The sequence below is a fragment of the Micromonospora sp. NBRC 101691 genome (genome assembly GCF_030269285.1).
Taxonomy (GTDB): domain Bacteria; phylum Actinomycetota; class Actinomycetes; order Mycobacteriales; family Micromonosporaceae; genus Micromonospora; species Micromonospora echinospora.
The window spans coordinates 12,217-30,502 of the sequence record NZ_BSTB01000013.1 but is presented as its reverse complement, the minus strand read 5'-3'; the positions used below and the strand labels follow the sequence as shown (position 1 = coordinate 30,502).

The window sequence follows — 18,286 nt, the reverse complement described above, 5'->3', positions numbered from 1 at the left end:
GCCGCCACCTCCGACCGTGTTGCCCCTGTCGCCTACCGTGACTCCATGTCCGGCGACCAACGGCAACCCCACCACCTCGTGTACGGCGACGATGCGCTCGCCGTCGCCGTGGCCCGACGTCTCCTGGCCGCACCCGGCACAAGGGTGACGCTGGCCGTACCGGAGTACGCCGTGGAGCTGGTGTCCACGGGGCTCTCCGGTGCGGCGTCGGTGCTCGTCGCCGATCGGCTCGACGCCGAGGTCCTGGCCCGTTGCGGGCGCGTCGACACCGTGACGGTCCTACGCCAGGACACCGCGCTGCACGACGCTCTGCTGGCCCGCGCCCACCAACCGCAGGCGAGGTTGGTGATCCGGACCGAACTGCTCGCCGACACGGCTCCGTACGATGCCCGGGGTTTCTCTCCGGCGTCCACGGTCGCCCGCGCCTACCTGTCGGCACTGGCCTCCACGGCGCCCCGCCGACCCCGAGCGTTACCCACCATCAGGGGCGCCCGGCGCACCCCGTACCTACGGCGCATCCTGCGCAACCAGCTACGGGCCCGGGCGGCGCGGGTCGCCCTGGTCGCACTCGCCCTCGCCCTGGTGAGCACCATGCTGCTCGCCGTGCTGCACAATCTCAGTGTCGGCCAGGCCCTCTACCTCACACTGCTGCGCAGCGTGGCCGAACCGGACCTGGCCGGTGGCACCGCCGTGCAGCTTTACCAGGTCTGCTTCGCGCTGCTCACCGTGCTGGGCAGCGTCACCACCGGTGTCTACCTCGGTGACGCCCTCCAACAGGGCCGGACCCTCGCCGCCGCCGGTCTGCCACCGGCGGGGATCCGCGGACACGTCGTGGTCGCCGGACTCGGAGAACGTGGGACACACCTCGTGCGGGCCCTCCACGATGCCGGCGACGAGATCGTCGCCATCGACACCCAACCGACCGCGCGGGGCGTACGCGCCGCCCGCCGACGCGACATCCCCGTCATCGTCGACGACGCACGCTGGCCCGACACGCTGCTCCACGCCGCCCTCGACCGAAGCCGGGCCCTGCTCGTCGCCACCCCCGACGACGACACCGGTCTCGCCATCGTGACGGCCGCCCAGACGATCCGCCCTGAGCTACCCATCGTCTGGCTCCCCCGAGACGACGACCTCGCCGCCCTGGCCGGCCGACTGCCCCACGTCGCCGTCCCGGACGCGACCCTCGACGACATCGCCGCACAGGCAACCGACCTGCTGACCGACCACCAGCAGCACCAACCCGTCAGCTCCGGTACCGCAGCCGACCATTCCCCGTCGACGTAGAATGAAATGAGGACCGTTGACCTGGGCTTATGCTTCGGTCAACGGTCTTTCTGCGTACTGTCGGGACGGCCGGATTCGAACCGACGACCCCTTGACCCCCAGTCAAGTGCGCTACCAAGCTGCGCCACGTCCCGATGCCACCGCCGGGTCTCCCCTGCGGCAGCCGGTACAGCTTAGCGCAGGATCTTCCCGAGGTACGCACAGACCCCTCCCGCTACGGCGACGGCCGCCACACCCTCTCAAGCGTCCTAGGAGGGTACTGGTGGCGGGGAAGGCGAACGCCGGGTCGGGGAGATCCCGGCCCGGCGTTCGGTGTCGTTGCCGCAGAGGTCAGCCGTGCGCCTTGCCCCGGCCGCCCGGACCGAGCTTCTTGCGCGGGCGTACCGAGATCTCCACCGGGCTGCCCTCGAAGCCGAACTCCTCGCGGAGCTTGCGCTCGACGAAGCGCTGGTAGCCGGCGTCCAGCGGCGCGGTGGTGAAGAGCACGAAGCGCGGCGGGCAGGTGCCCGCCTGGGTGGCGAAGAGGATCTTCGGGGCCCGCCCGCCGCGCACCGGGTGCGGGGTGGCCTGGACCAGCGCGGTGAGCCACGAGTTGAGCTGCGCGGTGGGTACCCGGGTCTCCCAGCTCGCCAGGGCCTTGTTCAGCGCCGGGGCGAGCTTGTCCACCGCCCGGCCGGTCATCGCGGAGAGGTTGAGCCGGATCGCCCACGGGATCCGGCGCAGCTCCCGCTCGATCTCCTTGTCCAGGTAGTACCGGCGGTCGGCGTCGACCAGGTCCCACTTGTTGAAGGCGATCACCAGGGCCCGGCCGGTCTCGGTGACCATCGACAGGATTCGCTGGTCCTGTTCGCTGATCACCTCGCTGGCGTCGAGCAGCACCACCGCCACCTCGGCCGCCTCGATCGCCGAGGCGGTACGCAGGCTGGCGTAGTACTCGGTGCCGCTGGCCTTGCCGACCCGCTTGCGCAGCCCGGCGGTGTCCACCAGGTGCCAGGTCTCGCCACCGATGCGCACCAGGCTGTCCACCGGGTCGACGGTGGTGCCGGCGACCGAGTCGACCACGGCCCGTTCCTCACCGGAGAACCGGTTGAGCAAACTGGACTTGCCGACGTTGGGGCGGCCGACCAGGGCCACCCGACGCGGGCCGCGCGGCCGGTCCTCGACGATCTTCGGGGCCTCGGGAAGCGCGTCCATGATGGCGTCGAGGAGTTCGCCGGAGCCGCGGCCGTGCAGCGCCGACACCGGGTGCGGCTCGCCCAGTCCGAGCGACCAGAGCGAGGTCGCCTCCACCTCGATGGCCGCGTTGTCGGCCTTGTTCGCCACCAGGATCACCGGCTTGGCGCTGCGCCGCAGCATCCGTACCGCCGCCTCGTCCACGTCGGTCGAGCCGACCACCGCGTCCACCACGAAGAGGACCACGTCGGCGGTGGCGACGGCCGTCTCGGCCTGCGCGGCGATGGCCGCCGCCCGGTCCTTCGCGTCCGGTTCCCAGCCGCCGGTGTCCACCACGGTGAACTGCCGGCCGGACCACTGGGCGTCGTACGGCACGCGGTCCCGGGTGACCCCGGGGACGTCCTCGACGACCGCCTGCCGACGGCCGATGATCCGGTTGACCAGTGTCGACTTGCCCACGTTCGGGCGGCCGACCACGGCCACCACGGGCACCGGGCCGGTCTGCTCTGCGTCGACGTCGGGCTCGCGCAGCTCGACCCAGCCGTTGTCGTCGGTCATGCCACGCCCCGTTCCACCAGCAGTTCCCGCAGCCGGGCCACGACCTCGTCGATGCCCAGCTCGGTGGTGTCCAGCACGACCGCGTCCGCCGACTGCTGCAACGGGTCGGTCTTGCGGGTCGAGTCGAGCCGGTCGCGTCGGGCCAGGTCGGCGGCCGTGGCGGTCACGTCGGCGGCGTCCTGCGCGCTGCGCCGCTGTGCCCGGGCCGCCTCGGAGGCGGTCAGGTACACCTTGAGCTCCGCGTCGGGGGCGACGACCGAGCCGATGTCGCGGCCCTCGACCACCATCCGGCCCGCGTTGTCGATCATGTCGCGCTGGCGGGACACCAGCAGCGTCCGGACCGCCGGTACGGCGGCCACCGCGGAGACCGCGCCGGTCACCTCGGGACCCCTGATGTCGGCGTCGACGGTCACCCCGTCGACGGTCACCCCGTACCCCTGGGGGTCGGTGCCGATGCGCAGGTCGATCTCACCGGCGACCTTCGCCACCGCCTCGGCGTCGGCCGGGTCGACCCCGCTGCGCAGCACCGCCCAGGTCACCGCCCGGTACATCGCGCCGGTGTCGAGGTAACGGGCGTCGATCCCGACGGCCAGCCGTCGGGAGACGGTGGACTTGCCCGAACCGGATGGCCCGTCGACAGCGACCACACATCGCCCGGTCCGTACGTTCTCCGCCACCGCGTGTCCTCCTCAGCCCGTACCCCGCCGACCGTCGTCGTTCCGACGTTCGGCGAGCGGTTACCCATCGTGGTCCATCATGCCTGGCGGTCCGATCCGCCCCCGCCGGCACCACCGGCGGGCGCGGGTCGCCTCCCGGGCGACCCGCGGGCCGCCTGGGAGCCTACCGGGACGGCTTTCCCGAACCTCCGGGTCAGTCACCCACCGCGCGGAACAGGGCGGCGACCTCGGCGTTGGTGAGCCGGCGGGTCCGCCCGGCGCGGAGGTCACCCAGCCGGATCGGTCCGATCGAGGTACGCACCAGCCGGCTCACCGGATGCCCGGCCTCGCCCAGCAATCGCCGGACGATGTGTTTGCGCCCCTCGTGCAGGGTGACCTCCACCTGGGCGGTCTTGCCCAGGGTGTCCACCACCTTGAAGGAGTCGACCTTCGCCGGGCCGTCCTCCAGCTCCACCCCGGCCATCAGCCGCTTGCCCAGGTTGCGCGGGATCGGCCCGGCGACCTGGCAGAGGTACGTCTTCTGCACGCCGTACGACGGGTGCATGAGCTTGTGCGCGAGGGTGCCGTCGTTGGTGAGCAGCAGCAGGCCCTCGCTGTCGGCGTCGAGCCGCCCGACGTGGTAGACCCGCTGCTCGACCCGGTTGCCGAGGAAGTCGGCGAGCGCGGTGCGCCCCTTCTCGTCGGCCATCGTGGAGACCACCCCGCGCGGCTTGTTCATGGCCAGGTAGACCAGGCGGGTGTCGACCTGGAGGCGCTCGCCGTCGACGTGGATGACGTCCCGGGTCGGGTCGGCCCGGTCGCCGAGCTGCGCCACCCGGCCGTTGACGGTGACCCGGCGCCGGAAGATCAGGTCCTCGCAGGCCCGTCGGGAGCCCACACCGGCGGCGGCGAGCACCTTCTGGAGGCGTTCGGCCCCCTCGTAGACGGGCGCGTCGGGGCGGGGGGCGCGGTCATCGCGTGGCATCGGCAAACTCTTCTACGTCGTCGGGGAGGAACGGGGCCAGCGGCGGCAGGTCGGCGACGCTGTTCAGCCCGAGTTTTTCCAGGAACAGGGTGGTGGTCCGGTAGAGGAACGCTCCGCTCTCCGGCTCGGTGCCGCACTCCTCGACCAGGCCGCGGGACACCAGGGTACGGATCACCCCGTCACAGTTGACACCCCGGATGGCGGAGATCCGGGACCGGGTCACCGGCTGCTTGTAGGCGACCACCGCCAGGGTCTCCAACGCGGCCTGGGTGAGCCGGACGGTCTGCCCGTCGAGGATGAACCGCTCCACGTGGGCGGCGTACTCCGGTCGGGTGTAGAGCCGCCAGCCCCCGGCCGCACGGCGCAACTCGAAACCGTGCCCGCCCTCGGTGTAGCCGGCCGCGAGCCGGTCGAGGGCGGCGGCGACCCGCTCGGCCGGCTGCTCCAGCACCTGGGCGAGGGTCAGCTCGCTGACCGGTTCGTCGACGACCAGCAGGACCGCCTCCAGCGCCCCGCGCAGTTCCCCCTCCTCCATCGGGGTCGCCGGTGCGGCGCTCTCCCGCGTCGCGCCGGCCGCCCGCCGTCCGCCCCTGGTCGGGATCGTGGCGGTGACCGGCCCCTCCGGGGGCCGTTTCCCACCACGATCCGGGTCCGGCTGCGCCGGGGTGGGCGCAGCGGCGCCGGCAGGGGCGTTGGCGGTGGCCTCGGCCTCGGTGGGGATGGTGGTGGGGACGTTGGCGTCGGTGGAGGCGTCGCGGGTGGGGTCCGGGACGGAGGTCGGTTCCGGCGCGGGGGTGGGGCGACGTTCCCACGGGGGGACCCAGGCCGCGGCCTGGTCGGCGAGGGATTCGCTGCGTTCCTCGTTGCTCATCCCGGTCACTCCTCCGTCGTCGTCCCGGTCCCGGCCCTCGGTCCACCGGTGTCGACCGGGGCCGCGGTCGGCCCAGCACCGTCGACCGGCCCAGCACCGTCGACCGGCCCAGCACCGTCGACCGGGCCGGTGCGGTCGACCGACCCAGCGCCGTCGACCTGGCCCGCCGGGTCGACCGGGGCGGTGGTCGGAGCGGCGCCGTCCGGGGGCGCGCCGGCGTACTCGTCGACCTGGAGGTCGGTGTCGCCGTCGGCCGGGCCGGTCCAGCGTACGGTCAGCTCGCCGAGCGCCTGCTCCTGGGTGAAGGCGACCAGCCCCTCCCGGTACAGCTCCAGCAGGGCCAGGAACCGGGCCACCACCTCCAGGGTGGCCTCGCAGTCGGCGCAGAGCAGCGAGAAGGTGGCGGTGCCGGCGCGACGCAGCCGCCCGGCCAGGATCTGCGCGTGTTCCCGGACGCTGACCCGGACCGTGTGCACGTGGTCGATGGAGACCACCGGGACCGGCTTCGGGGTCATCGCCCGCACCGCGAGCTTGAGCAGCCGTTCCGGGCCGATGCCGAGCACCAGGTCCGGCAGGGCCTGGGCGTACCGGGGTTCCAGGCTGACCGCCCGGGGGTAGCGTCGGCCCCCCTCGGCCTCCAGCACGGCGATGTGCGCCGCCGCCTCCTTGTACGCCTTGTACTGCAACAGCCGGGCGAAGAGCAGGTCCCGGGCCTCCAGGAGGGCCAGGTCCTCCTCGTTCTCCACGTCGGCGGCGGGCAGCAGCCGGGCGGCCTTCAGGTCGAGCAGGGTGGCGGCGATCAGCAGGAACTCGCTGGCCTCGTCGAGGTCCCACTCGTCGCCCATCGCCCGGATGTAGGCGATGAACTCGTCGGTGACCTGGTGCAGGGCCACCTCGGTCACGTCGAGCTTGTGCTTGCCGATCAGTTGCAGCAGCAGGTCGAACGGGCCGGTGAAGTTTGCCAGCCGCACGGTGAAGCCGCTGGTCTCCTCCGTGGCCCCGGGCTCACCACCGGACGTGGCCCCGGGCTCACCACCTGGCGTGGGCCCGGCGGACGCCGCCGGGTCGGCCGGGTCGGCGGCGACGGGGTCGAGCGGTGGTGCGGTCACCGGACGACCGTAGTCCACACCCCGGACGCCCCGACTACCGCTCCGCCTGCGCGGCGATCACCTCACGGGCGAGCTGACGGTAGTTGCGCGCACCGGACGAGGCCGGGTCGAGGGTGGTGATGGGCGCCCCGGCCACCGTCGACTCGGGGAACTTGACCGTCTTGGTGATCACGGTCTGGTAGACCTTGTCGCCGAACGCCTCGACGACCCGCTGGAGCACCTGCCGGCAGTGGGTGGTGCGGCTGTCGTACATGGTGGCGAGGATGCCCTCGAGTTCGAGGTCGAAGTTGAGCCGCTCGCGCACCTTGTCGATGGTGTCCAGCAGCAGCGCCACCCCCCGGAGGCTGAAGAACTCGCACTCCAGCGGGATCAGCACACCGTGCGCGACGGTCAACGCGTTGATGGCGAGCAGGCCGAGCGAGGGCTGGCAGTCGATGAGGATGTAGTCGTACTCCTTGCGGATGCTGCGCAGCACCCGCGCGAGCGCCATCTCGCGGGCGACCTCGTTGACGAGCTGTATCTCGGCGGCGGAGAGGTCGATGTTGGCCGGCAGCAGGTGCAGCCCGGCGACGTCCGTCTTGATCAGGACGTCCTCGGCGGTGACGTCGTCCTGCATGAGCAGGTTGTAGACGGACAGGTCGAGGTTGTGCGGGTTGACGCCCAGCCCCACCGACAGCGCGCCCTGCGGGTCGAAGTCGACCAGCAGCACCTTGCGGCCGTACTCGGCCAGGGCCGCGCCGAGGTTGATGGTGGTGGTGGTCTTCCCGACGCCGCCCTTCTGGTTGGCCATCGCGATGATCCGGGCCGGACCGTGCCGGTCGGTGGGCATCGGCTCGGGGATGGGTTTGCGCATGGTGTACGCGGCCGGATCCGCCGGACCGAGGTCCGCGCCGAGCGTGGCCTGCTGCTCACGGAGCTCAGACGTCCACGTCTCGGCACGGTCGCCGTTGCCAGCCATGTCCTGTTGCCCCCCCTCCCGACGACCACCCGGCGTCGGAGCCCTCCGACGTCCTTCTGCGGTGTCGCTGCGCACCCCGGTTGTCGCCCCAGGAGGTCCGCGCCGATGCCGACTGTACGCCACGTTCGAGCAGGCCGGTCGGCACCGGGTCGGCGTGTCGGGCCCGTCGACGGTCCCCACCGGCCCCGGGTGGGGCGGGGTGACGATCGACACAGCGGCCGACCCGAGAGTCGACCGGTGGCCGTCACCGCCGGGCGGCCCCGGCCCGGCCGGCGTCGCCACCGGAGGGCCCCGGGCGCGCGCCGCCCAGGGCCGCTCAACCGCGGGCCCGGGGGTGGGCGGTGGCGTAGACCTCGCGCAGCCGTTCCACGGTGACCAACGTGTAGACCTGGGTGGTGGTGACCGAGGCGTGGCCGAGGAGTTCCTGCACCACCCGGACGTCCGCCCCGCCGTCGAGCAGGTGGGTGGCGTAGGAGTGGCGCAGGGTGTGCGGGGAGACCGCGTCCGGCCCGTCCACCGGCAGCCCGGCCCGCTCGGCGGTGCGCCGCAGGATGGTCCACGCGCCCTGCCGGGACAGCGCGCCACCCCGGGCGTTGACGAAGACCGCCGGGGTGCCCCGGCCCCCGGCGACGAGGCCCGGGCGGGCCCGGACCAGGTAGGCCCGGAGCGCCTCGGTGGCGTACCCGCCGATCGGCACGAGCCGGGACCGGCCGCCCTTGCCGCGCAGCAGCACGGTCCCCTCCGCCGGGTCCAGGTCGTCGACGGCCGCGCCGACCGCCTCCGAGATGCGCGCGCCGGTGCCGTACAGGAACTCCAGCAGCGCCCGGTCCCGCAGGGCCAGCGGCGCGCCCTCGCCGGCCGCCCGCACCGACCCGGCCGTCTCCAGCAGCCGGACCACGTCGTCGACGGGCAGGGCCCGGGGCAGCCGGCGCGGCGGGGTGGGCGGCCGGACGTCCCGGCTGGCGTCCCCGCCGACCAGCCCCTCGCGCAGGGCGAACCGGTGCAGGCCGCGTACCGCGCTCGCCGCGCGGGCAGCCGAGGAGACGGCCAGCGGCGGGTGTCCGTCCCCGCCCGCCCGCAGCGCCGCCAGGTGCGCCTCGACCTGGGTCGCGGAGACCGTGGCGAGGTCGCTCACCCCGGCGGAGGCCAGGGTGAGCAGGTAGCGGTCCAGGTCGCGCCGGTACGAGGCGAGGGTGTTCGCCGACAGCCCCCGCTCGACGGTCAGGTGGTCGAGGTAGCCGCGCACGGCGCGACGCAGCGCCGGGGCGGGCGCCACGTCCGCGTGCACGGCCGCCGTCGGGGCGGGCGCCACGTCCACCGCCGCCGGGCCGTCCGGTGCCGCACTCAGCCGAGGACCTCCGTCAGCGGCAGGGTGGTCATGCCGTGCGCCTCGGCGACCGGGCCGTAGGTGACCTGCCCGGCGTGGGTGTTCAGGCCGAGGGCGAGGGCGGGGTCGCGGCGCAGCGCCTCCCGCCAGCCGTGGTTCGCCAGTTCCAGGGCGTACGGCAGGGTCACGTTGGTCAGCGCGTACGTGCTGGTGTGCGGCACCGCGCCGGGCATGTTCGCCACGCAGTAGAAGATCGAGTCGTGCACCCGGTAGGTCGGCTCGGCGTGCGTGGTCGGGCGGGAGTCCTCGAAGCAGCCGCCCTGGTCGATGGAGATGTCCACCAGCACGCTGCCCGGCTTCATCCGGGAGACCAGCTCGTTGGAGATCAGCGTCGGGGCCTTCGCGCCGGGCACCAGCACCGCGCCGATGACCAGGTCCGCGTCGAGCACGGCCCGCTCGATCTCGTACGCGTTCGAGGCGACCGTCTGGAGGTGGCCCCGGTAGATCGCGTCGGCCTGGCGCAGTCGCCCGACGTTCTTGTCCAGCAGCAGCACCTCGGCCTGGAGGCCGAGGGCGATGGCGGCGGCGTTCATGCCGGACACGCCCGCGCCGATCACCACGGTCTTGGCCGCGTACACGCCGGAGACGCCGCCCATCAGGATGCCGCGCCCGCCGCCCTGCCGCTGGAGGTGGTAGGCCCCCACCTGCGGGGCGAGCCGGCCGGCGACCTCGGACATCGGGGCGAGCAGCGGCAGTGACCGGTCCGGTAGTTCGACCGTCTCGTACGCGATGCCGGTGACCTTCCGGTCGACCAGCGCGTCGGTGCACTCCTTGGAGGCGGCCAGGTGCAGGTAGGTGAAGAGCACCTGCCCCTCGCGCATGCGGTGGTACTCCTCGGCGATCGGCTCCTTGACCTTGAGCACGAGGTCCGCGCTGTCCCACACCTCGTCGGCGGTGGGCAGGATCTTCGCCCCGGCTGCGGCGAACTCCTCGTCGCTGATGCTGGAGCCGACTCCCGCGCCGGACTCGACGAGAACCTGGTGCCCACTGCGGGTGAACTCGTTCACGCCCGCCGGCGTGATCGCCACGCGGTACTCGTGGTTCTTGACCTCGCGAGGGATTCCGACCTTCACGACGACACCTCTCCTCGGGGCCGCACCGCCCCGACCAGCTCGGTGCGCGACGGCTCCGTTGCCGACGCGGCCCACCGCTCCTGCCGGCCGCAGTCTAGGGCCGCCGGCCCGGGGTGGAGAGCCAACAGAGTGACACCCCGTACGCGGCTCTCCTGACGATGTGTCAGGCATACCCTGGCCGACAACGTGAGTCGACCTCGGCCGTTGGGTCAGTGTTCGCCCATTATCGTCCGATCGGCCCCCTGGCGCTGCGGACAGCAGGAATGTCGATCACTAGGGTTTCGCCTCATGACCTACCCTCCTCCGTACCAGTACTCCGGCGGCGTCTCCGACAAGAGCAAGGTCGTCGCCGGCATTCTCCAGATCGTGCTCGGTGGCTTCGGCATCGGCCGGTTCTACATCGGTGACACCAAGACCGGTGTCCTCCAGCTCGTCGTGACGCTGGTGACCTGCGGCATCGGCAGCCTGTGGGGCTTCGTCGACGGGATCCTGATCCTGATCAACGGTGGCGTCGACGGCCAGGGCCGGCCGCTGCGCGACTGACCGCGCCGACAGCGAGGGGCCGTGCGGTACGTACCGCACGGCCCCTGCCGTCAGTGGTGGTGTTCGTTCCGCGCGCCCGCGCGGCCCGGCTCAGCCGGGCAGCGGCGAGTCCGCCGGGCGCAGCGGGGCCCAGCCGGCGTCCCGGGCCCGCGCGGCGGCGAGCAGGCCCGCCACGCAGGAGGCGTTGGTGACCTCCCCGGCCAGCACCCGGGCCACCGCCTCGTCCAGGTCGAGCCGGACGACCTGCATGTCCGCCTCCTCGTCGTGCCGCTCGTGCCGTCGACCGACCGGCACCTCGACGAGATCCCGGGCGAGGAAGATCCGCACCCGCTCGTCGGAGAACCCGGGTGAGCTGTGCAGGTCGACCAGGAGGTCGACCCGACCGGCGGTCAGGTCGGCCTCCTCGGCCAGCTCGCGTAGCGCCGCCACGGCGAGGTCCTCACCGTCGACGTCCATCAGCCCGGCCGGCAGCTCCCACAGGTACCCGCCGACCGGGTGCCGGTACTGGCGGACCAGCACCACCCGGCCGGCGTCGTCCAGGGCCACCACGGCGACCGCGCCGACGTGGCGTACCACGTCGCGACTGGCGGTGCCGCCGCCGGGCATCGCCACCTCGTCGGTGACCACCCGGAACACCCGGCCGGTGTACCGCTCGGTCCGGTTCCTCAGCTCGTAGCGGTGCCCGGTCACGACGTGGCGGCGGCGGTCGACGCGGCGTCGTCCCGGGGCGCCTGCTCCTGCACCGGGTTCGGCCGGCGACGCGCGTCGCCGTCCATCTCCACCGGGAGCTGGTCGGCCTCGGAGTAGGTGACCGCGGCGCGGACGAACGCGGCGAACAGCGGATGCGACCGGGTGGGCCGGCTCTTCAGCTCCGGGTGCGCCTGGGTCGCGACGAAGAACGGGTGCAGCGCGCGGTCGAGTTCCACGAACTCGACCAGCCGGCCGTCCGGCGAGGTGCCGGAGATGTGCAGGCCGGCCTTGGTCAACGCGTCCCGGTAGGCGTTGTTCACCTCGTACCGGTGCCGGTGCCGCTCGCTGACCTCGGTGGTGCCGTACGCCTCGGCGACGATGGAGCCCTCGGCCAGCTTCGCCGGGTACGCCCCGAGCCGCATCGTGCCGCCCAGGTCGCCCTTGCCGGCGACGATGTCCTCCTGGTCGGCCATGGTGGCGATCACCGGGTGGGTGGCCTCCTCGTCGAACTCCAGCGAGTTCGCCCCGTCCAGGTCGCCGAGGTGGCGGGCCACCTCGATGGCCATGCACTGGAGGCCCAGGCAGAGGCCGAGCAGCGGGACGCCGTTCTCCCGGGCGTACCGGGCGGTGCCGATCTTGCCCTCGATGCCGCGCACCCCGAACCCGCCGGGGATGACGATGCCGTCCACGCCGGCCAGGGCCGCCGCCGCGCCGGCCGGGGTGACGCAGTCGTCGCTGGGCACCCAGCGCAGCTGCACCCGGGCCCGGTGGTGGAACCCGGCGGCCCGGATCGCCTCGCTGACCGACAGGTAGGCGTCGGGCAGGTCGACGTACTTGCCGACCACCGCCACGGTGACCGTGTGCCGGGGGTGGTGCACCCGGTCCAGCAGGTCGTCCCAGCTCGTCCAGTCCACGTCCCGGAAGGAGAGGCCGAGCCGGCGCACCACGTACGCGTCGAGGCCCTCCCGGTGCAGCACCTTGGGGATGTCGTAGATGCTCGGCGCGTCCGGGGCCGCGGTGACCGCCTCCCGGTCGACGTCGCAGTAGAGCGACAGCTTGTGCTTGAGCTTGTCCGGGATGTCCCGGTCGGAGCGACAGACCAGCGCGTCCGGCTGGATACCGATGTTGCGCAGCTGCGCCACCGAGTGCTGGGTCGGCTTGGTCTTCAGCTCCCCGGACGGGGCCAGGTACGGCACCAGGGAGACGTGCAGGTAGAAGCAGTTGTCCCGGCCGAGGTCGTGGCGGACCTGCCGGATCGCCTCCAGGAACGGCAGCGACTCGATGTCGCCGACCGTGCCGCCGACCTCGGTGATCACCACGTCCGGGACGTTGCCGTCGGCGTCCGGGTCGGCCATCGCCAGGATGCGCGACTTGATCTCGTTGGTGATGTGCGGGATCACCTGGACGGTGTCGCCGAGGTACTCGCCGCGCCGCTCCTTGGCGATCACGTCCGAGTAGATCTGGCCGGTGGTGACGTTCGCCTTGCCGGAGAGATCCTGGTCGAGGAAGCGCTCGTAGTGGCCGACGTCCAGGTCGGTCTCGGCGCCGTCCTCGGTGACGAACACCTCACCGTGCTGGAAGGGGTTCATCGTCCCGGGGTCGACGTTGAGGTACGGGTCGAGCTTCTGCATCACCACCCGTAGTCCCCGGGCGGTGAGCAGGTTGCCGAGGCTGGAGGCGGTGAGCCCCTTACCCAGCGAGGAGGCGACGCCCCCGGTGACGAAGATGTGCCTGGTCGTCCGTGCTGATGGGGCCAAGGCCTGCTCCCGTGTCGTCCGTTGCGGTCGTGCAGACCGCCGTGCCGATCAGCCAAGTGATCACGCGATCCACGGGATTCCACGGTAACACCTCACCCGGGCGGGTCACGGAGCGCACCCGCCGGGCCCCGGAGGCGGCTACGCGGTCGCGACCTCGGTCGACGCCCGGGACGTCCGGTCGGTGGTGTCCCCGGCGCGCCCGGCCACGGCCGGCCCCGCGTCGCCCGTGGACTCCACGTCGCCGGTCGTCACCGCCTCTCCCGGCCCGGCCAACTCCGCCGCGGCCGGGACACCGGAGACGAAGTCCTGCGGACGGTTTCCGGGCGGCTGGGTGCGGTCGGCGGCGTGGTCGAGCACCCGCAGCGCGGCCAACGCCGCCATCGGCACCACCAGCGCCCCGGCCGCGCCCGCGACGTCCAGCGCCGAACCGCCGAGCATCCCGCCGATCACCGCGGCCACGGCGGTGCCGGCCATCGCGGCCCGCATCGCCGGATAGATGCCGAACAGGCGCATCAACCCGCCCCAGGGCTGGAAGAGGGCGAACCACACCAGCACCGCGCCGGCCACGGCGAGAACGGTCAGCGGGCTGCCGACCAGGGTGTCGAAGTTGGCGGTGCTGGACCGGTGCACGGTCAGCCCGGCCCGCCCCTCCCCCAGCGCGGCGAGGAACCGGCCCAGGCTGCCCCGCTCGGTCGGGGGCCGGCGCAGGTCCAGCACGCCCAGCCCGATGGTGACCACCAGGCCGGTCATGCTCGCCCAGACCAGCCGGCTCAGGGTCAGCCAACCGCCGGTGCAGATCACGGCGGCGACGGTCACCCCGGCGGTCAGCGCGATCGCGCCGACCGAGTCCGAGCCGAGGTACGGGCTGCCCACGATCACCACGGCCACGGTGCCCACGGCCACCACCACGGTCGGCCGCCAGCGGCGGCCCACCCGCTGGGCGAGCCAGCCGGCGGTCAGCAGCACCCCGGCGAGGAACGCGCCGAGCCCCACCGTGCCGAGGCCGGCGTACCGGCCGCCCTCCAGGGTCGAGTAGCCCACCACCCCGTTGAGTTGCAGGCGGGCTCCGGTGAGCACGTCCACGCCGACGGCTAGGGTGGTCAGCCCGGCCACCGCGCCCAACGGGCCGAGAGTGCGGTCGTGTCCGGGCGCGAACCGGACCAACCCGGTCGCCCCGGCGAGCAGCACCACGGTCACCACCGCGAAGTACCAGCCGGCGTGCTCCCCCCGCCACCACGGCACCAGGTCGGCGACCAGAGCCGCCGGGATGGCCAGCGCGGCGGCGATCAGCAGCACCTCGACGGTCCCCACCACGGACCGGGGCGCCGGGGTCGGTCCCACCGGACCGGCGTGCCGACGGGCCCGTCGCAGCAGCGGCAGGACCGCCACGGCGAGCAGCACCTGGAAGCCGGCGAGCAGGACGAAGAACCACCCGGCGACGCGCCGCTGGGCGCCGGCCTCCCGGTCGGCGTCGGCCGGCGCGTCGATGGCGGCCCGCAGGTCCGCCGGGCGACCCTCGACCGGGGTGGCGGCCCGGCCGAGGAAGTTGCGTTCCGGCAGTGGACGGTCGAGCACGGTCAGCGCGGTGGGGGCCAGGTCGACCAGTTGCAGGTAGCCGTCGCGGCCGGTGCTGGCCGAGGTGAGCCAGCCCCGTTCCCAGCCCGGCCCGTCGGCGACCGCCACGTGCAGCCGGGCCGGCGCGGCGGTGTCCGAGACACCGGCGACCAGCACCAGGGAGCGCGGTGGGCGGGCGGCCAGCACCCGGGCCAGGGCGGCGTCGGCGCGGCGCGCGGCGGCGTCCCGGACGGCCCGGTCCTCCCCGCTGACCGTGCCCAGATCGACGATGCTCAGCACGCAGGAGCCCAGCAGGGGGGCCGGGTCGGCGGGCAGGGCGGGTTCGTACCGGTCGACCCGGCCGAACGGGCGGGCGGCGGCCACGGCGGCACCGGGACCGACGGCGACCGCGCAGCGCACCGACTCGGCCAGCGCGCCGGGCACCGCGCCCCAGGACAGCCGCTCCTGGTTGTGCAGGACCACGCTCTCCTGCTGGGGCAGGTTGGCGCCGAATCCGTCGGGCTGTTCCACCTCCACGTCCACCGCCGGGCAGTCCCCGGCCGGTCGGCTGGTGTTCCAGGCGGCGAAGTTGCCCGCGCCGAGGGTGAGCCAGCCGTCGACCGGGCAGGTCGGCCGGCGGGCGGACCGGGCCGACAGCGAGCCGATCGACCCGTTCTCGGCCATCCGCCACAGCGTCGGCGTGGTCTCCGGGTCCACGTCGTCCCACCGTAGGCCGGGCACACCGGCGATGACGACGAAGTCGGCCTCCGGGCGGGGCGGCGCGCCGTCCGGCTCGACGGCCAGCGCGGCCACCCCGAGCAGCACGACGAGCAGGGTCACCAGCAGTGGAGTGAGACGGCGCAGCATCAACCACGTCCCGTCGCGGCCCCGGCGTCCGGAGCGGCCGGCCCGGTGGCGTCGCCGGCCAGGTCGGCGTAGAGGTCGGCCAGGGCGGCGACGGTGTCCGTCTCGGTCGGCCAGGTCGCCGCCCGTTCGGTGCCCCGGCGGGCCAGGTCGGCGCGGCGGGACTCGTCGTCGAGCAGGTCGCGGACGGCCCGGTCGACCGCGTCGACGTCGTCGGAGGGGATCAGCACCGCGGCGTCGCCGACCAGTTCCGGCAGCCCACCCACCCCGGTCGCCACCAGCGGTACGCCGGCGCGCATCGCCTCCTGGGCGAACAGTTGCCGGGCCTCCCAGTCGCTGGTCACCACGGCGAGGTCGGCCCCGGCGAGCAGGTCCGCCACGTCGGTGCGGTGCCCGAGCAGGGTCACCGGGGCGCGGGCGGCGGAGACGCGGGCGGCCAGCGGCAGGTAGGCCGGGCCGCTGCCGGCGATGACGACCACCGGCGGTGGGGTGCGGTCCCGCCACCGGGCGGCGGCGTCGACGAGCACGTCGTAGCGCTTCTGCGGGTGCAGCCGCCCGACCGAGAGGATCAGGGGCTGTCCGGGGGTGACGGCGAACTCGGCCCGGACGGCGGCGCGCCGCCGGCGCGGCGGGGGCAGCGTCGGCGCGGCCACCGGGGCGAGCCGGGCGTCGGCGGCGCCGAGCGCGGTGACCCGGGCGACCAGGTCGCTCGACGCGCCCAGGGCGACCCGGGCCCGACGGGCGACCAGGCGTTCGGCCAGGCCGGAGAGCCGCCCCCGCAACCCGCCGGCGAGGACCGCGTTGTGCCAGGTGACCACCAGTGGGGCGGCCGGCCGGGCGAGGACGGCGACGAGACCGGCGCGCAGCCCGTGCGCGTGCACCACGTCGACCGGCTCGGCCGCGAGGGCCCGACGCAGGGCGAGCACCGCGCGGGCGTCGGCCGGGGTGGGACTCGCCGGGATCTCCACCGGCGTGAACCGCGCGCCCGCGCCGACGAAGTCGAACTGCTCCTGCGTGGCGGCCGGCCCGCAGACCAGTACGGACGTGCCCTGGGCGACCAGCCCACGGGTCACCGACCGGACGTGCTGCCCCACCCCGCCGGTGCTCGACGCGAGCAGCAGGGCCACCGTGCCCTGCCACCCGGCCCCACTCCTGGCACTCACCGATCCACCCTTCCGTCGTCCGGGGCCTGTCGGGGACGGCCGGCGCGGCCCCGACCGGGCAGCCGGCGGAGCAGTCCCGCCAGCAGCGGTCGGACGTCCCGCCGGTCGGCCGGATACGCCACGGCGAGGAACACCACGCCCACCACGACTCCGGACAGCATGCCCCCCAGCACCGCCCGGGATGTCGTCGGGGTCCCGGCACCCGCCCCGGCCAGCGCTCCCGCCACCTGCGCCCCGGCCAGTGCGGCGGCGGCCGCCGCGAGCACCCCGGCGGCACCGGCGCGGAGGCTGCCCGCCAGCGCGCCCGGTCCCGCCGCCCGGCGCACCGCGACCAGCAGCAGCCCACCCAGCAGCAGCATCCCGACGCTGTTGGCCAGCGCCACGGCCAGCACCCGGTCGGCGGCCGGCAGCACCGCGGCCAGCGGCAGCGCGACCACCGGCACGGCGAGCCAACCGAGGGTGATCGCCACGGTGGCCGGGCGGGTGTCGCCGCGCGCGTAGAGGGCCCGGGAGAGGACGGCGAACAGGCCGTACCCGAGCAGGCCCGGCGCGAAGCCGGCGATCGCCGCGGCGGTGCCGTCCGGGTCGGCCGGGTAGAAGAAGGCGGCCACCGGCGTGGCGGTGCCGACCAGCGCCGCCGCGCCGAGGCTGCTGAACAGCAGCACCCCCCGGACGGTCGGCGCGAGGGTACGCCGGTAGCCCTCCTCGTCCCCGCCCGCCGACGCCGCCGCCAGGGTCGGGTAGGCGGCCACCGCCAGCGGCACCGCCAGCACCGCCCAGGGCAGCAGGTACATGGTCTGCGCCAGGTTGAACACCTGCGGGGAGCCGGTGGGGCCGCCGGAGACCCGGTTGAGGATCACCAGCAGGGCGACCTGCTGCGCGGTGACGGTGACCGCCCCGGCGACGGCCAGCCCGCCGACCCGGGCCCGCACGTCGGCGGTGAAGGCGTACCCGGGACGCAGCCGCAGCCCCAGCCGGCGCAGCGGCACCAGCAGCGACAGCGACAGCACCACCACGCCGAGGGTGGTGCCGGCCGACAGGATCAGCTCGCCGCCCCGGCTCACCCCGGCCACCGTGGCGCCCCGCCCCTCGGCGCCGCCGAAGGCGAGGTAGACCACGATCACGGTGAGGCTGGAGAGCAGCGGCGCGAGCACCGGCCAGGCGAACCGCCGGTGGGCCTGGAGCACCCCGGTCAGCACGATGCCGACGCCGTAGAGCGGCAGCTGCGGCGCGAAGACCCGCAGCATCCGGGCCCCGGCCGCGAGTTCCTCCGGGGACCGGCTCTCGCTGATCGCCCCGATGATCGGGTCGGCGAACAGCGCCACCAGCACCGCCAACGGCACCAGCAGCGTCACCGTCCAGGTCAGCAGGGCCCCGGTGGTGGCGGCCACCGCCGTGCGGTCGCCGGCCGCCACCGCCCCGGCGAGCAGCGGGACGACCAGGCTGGCCAACGCGCCACCGGCGACGATCTCGAAGACGATGTTCGGCACCGTGTTGGCGACGACGTACATGCCACCCAGGTCGCTCTTCTCCACGACCCAGGTGAAGACGGCGGTACGGGCGAAGCCGGCGAGCCGGGCGGCGACGGTGAGGACGGCGATGAGCGCGGCCGCTCCGGCGACACGGCCCGCGCCGGCGAGGGGTGCCGGTGCGCTCAC

Annotated in this window: 15 protein-coding genes and 1 tRNA gene; 2 read left to right on the top strand and 14 right to left on the bottom strand. The window is 74.1% G+C overall.

What is annotated here, in order from left to right; genetic code table 11:
• The first annotated feature begins 45 nt into the window (after nt 1-45).
• The gene (locus QSK20_RS19885) at nt 46-1,287 is read left to right on the top strand and encodes an NAD(P)-binding protein (RefSeq protein WP_285790099.1); all 1,242 of its coding nucleotides are present in this window, start codon (nt 46-48) and stop codon (nt 1,285-1,287) included.
• 60 nt (nt 1,288-1,347) lie between these two features.
• Here the strand turns inward: QSK20_RS19885 and QSK20_RS19880 are convergent.
• From QSK20_RS19880 to ald, 9 genes are all read right to left on the bottom strand, one after another.
• Nucleotides 1,348-1,421, bottom strand: a tRNA-Pro gene (locus QSK20_RS19880).
• Between the two features lie 196 nt (nt 1,422-1,617).
• Nucleotides 1,618-3,018, bottom strand: coding sequence for a ribosome biogenesis GTPase Der (der, locus tag QSK20_RS19875; RefSeq protein WP_285790098.1), 1,401 nt, complete (start codon nt 3,016-3,018; stop codon nt 1,618-1,620).
• On the bottom strand, nt 3,015-3,695 hold the full coding sequence (gene cmk / locus QSK20_RS19870; protein ID WP_285790097.1) for a (d)CMP kinase: 681 nt from the start codon (nt 3,693-3,695) through the stop codon (nt 3,015-3,017). The genes der and cmk overlap by 4 nt, the downstream gene beginning before the upstream one ends.
• Before the next feature lie 193 nt (nt 3,696-3,888).
• The gene (locus tag QSK20_RS19865) at nt 3,889-4,659 is read right to left on the bottom strand and encodes a pseudouridine synthase (protein ID WP_145833185.1); all 771 of its coding nucleotides are present in this window, start codon (nt 4,657-4,659) and stop codon (nt 3,889-3,891) included.
• Nucleotides 4,646-5,530, bottom strand: a complete 885-nt coding sequence (gene scpB, locus QSK20_RS19860) for an SMC-Scp complex subunit ScpB (RefSeq protein WP_285790096.1) — start codon at nt 5,528-5,530, stop codon at nt 4,646-4,648. Before scpB ends, QSK20_RS19865 begins: the two co-directional genes overlap by 14 nt.
• A gap of 5 nt (nt 5,531-5,535) precedes the next feature.
• Nucleotides 5,536-6,639 (bottom strand): segregation and condensation protein A, encoded by a 1,104-nt coding sequence (locus QSK20_RS19855; protein WP_285790095.1) that lies wholly within the window; start codon nt 6,637-6,639, stop codon nt 5,536-5,538.
• Nucleotides 6,640-6,673: 34 nt separating this feature from the next.
• Nucleotides 6,674-7,597 carry a ParA family protein gene (locus QSK20_RS19850; RefSeq protein ID WP_036375269.1) on the bottom strand — a complete coding sequence of 308 codons (924 nt, stop codon included), beginning with the start codon at nt 7,595-7,597 and terminating at the stop codon, nt 6,674-6,676.
• A gap of 316 nt (nt 7,598-7,913) precedes the next feature.
• Complete coding sequence (locus tag QSK20_RS19845) at nt 7,914-8,909, bottom strand: site-specific tyrosine recombinase XerD (RefSeq protein WP_285790094.1); 996 nt, start codon at nt 8,907-8,909, stop codon at nt 7,914-7,916.
• Nucleotides 8,910-8,941: 32 nt separating this feature from the next.
• Nucleotides 8,942-10,057 (bottom strand): alanine dehydrogenase, encoded by a 1,116-nt coding sequence (ald, locus tag QSK20_RS19840; RefSeq protein WP_285790093.1) that lies wholly within the window; start codon nt 10,055-10,057, stop codon nt 8,942-8,944.
• Between the two features lie 288 nt (nt 10,058-10,345).
• Here ald and QSK20_RS19835 point away from each other — a divergent pair, with 288 nt between their 5' ends.
• Complete coding sequence (locus QSK20_RS19835) at nt 10,346-10,600, top strand: TM2 domain-containing protein (protein WP_285790092.1); 255 nt, start codon at nt 10,346-10,348, stop codon at nt 10,598-10,600.
• Nucleotides 10,601-10,690: 90 nt separating this feature from the next.
• Here the strand turns inward: QSK20_RS19835 and QSK20_RS19830 are convergent, their stop codons facing one another.
• From QSK20_RS19830 to murJ, 5 genes are all read right to left on the bottom strand, one after another.
• Nucleotides 10,691-11,290, bottom strand: coding sequence for an NUDIX domain-containing protein (locus tag QSK20_RS19830; RefSeq protein WP_285790091.1), 600 nt, complete (start codon nt 11,288-11,290; stop codon nt 10,691-10,693).
• Entirely contained in the window at nt 11,287-13,047 is a 1,761-nt protein-coding gene (pyrG, locus tag QSK20_RS19825) for a CTP synthase (RefSeq protein ID WP_285790090.1), read from the bottom strand. Before pyrG ends, QSK20_RS19830 begins: the two co-directional genes overlap by 4 nt.
• 138 nt (nt 13,048-13,185) lie before the next feature.
• Nucleotides 13,186-15,468, bottom strand: a complete 2,283-nt coding sequence (locus QSK20_RS19820; protein ID WP_285790089.1) for a hypothetical protein — start codon at nt 15,466-15,468, stop codon at nt 13,186-13,188.
• Nucleotides 15,468-16,628: a glycosyltransferase family 4 protein gene (locus QSK20_RS19815; RefSeq protein WP_285790088.1), complete on the bottom strand. Its 1,161-nt coding sequence runs from the start codon at nt 16,626-16,628 to the stop codon at nt 15,468-15,470. Before QSK20_RS19815 ends, QSK20_RS19820 begins: the two co-directional genes overlap by 1 nt.
• Nucleotides 16,625-18,286, bottom strand: coding sequence for a murein biosynthesis integral membrane protein MurJ (murJ, locus tag QSK20_RS19810; RefSeq protein ID WP_352232302.1), 1,662 nt, complete (start codon nt 18,284-18,286; stop codon nt 16,625-16,627). Before murJ ends, QSK20_RS19815 begins: the two co-directional genes overlap by 4 nt.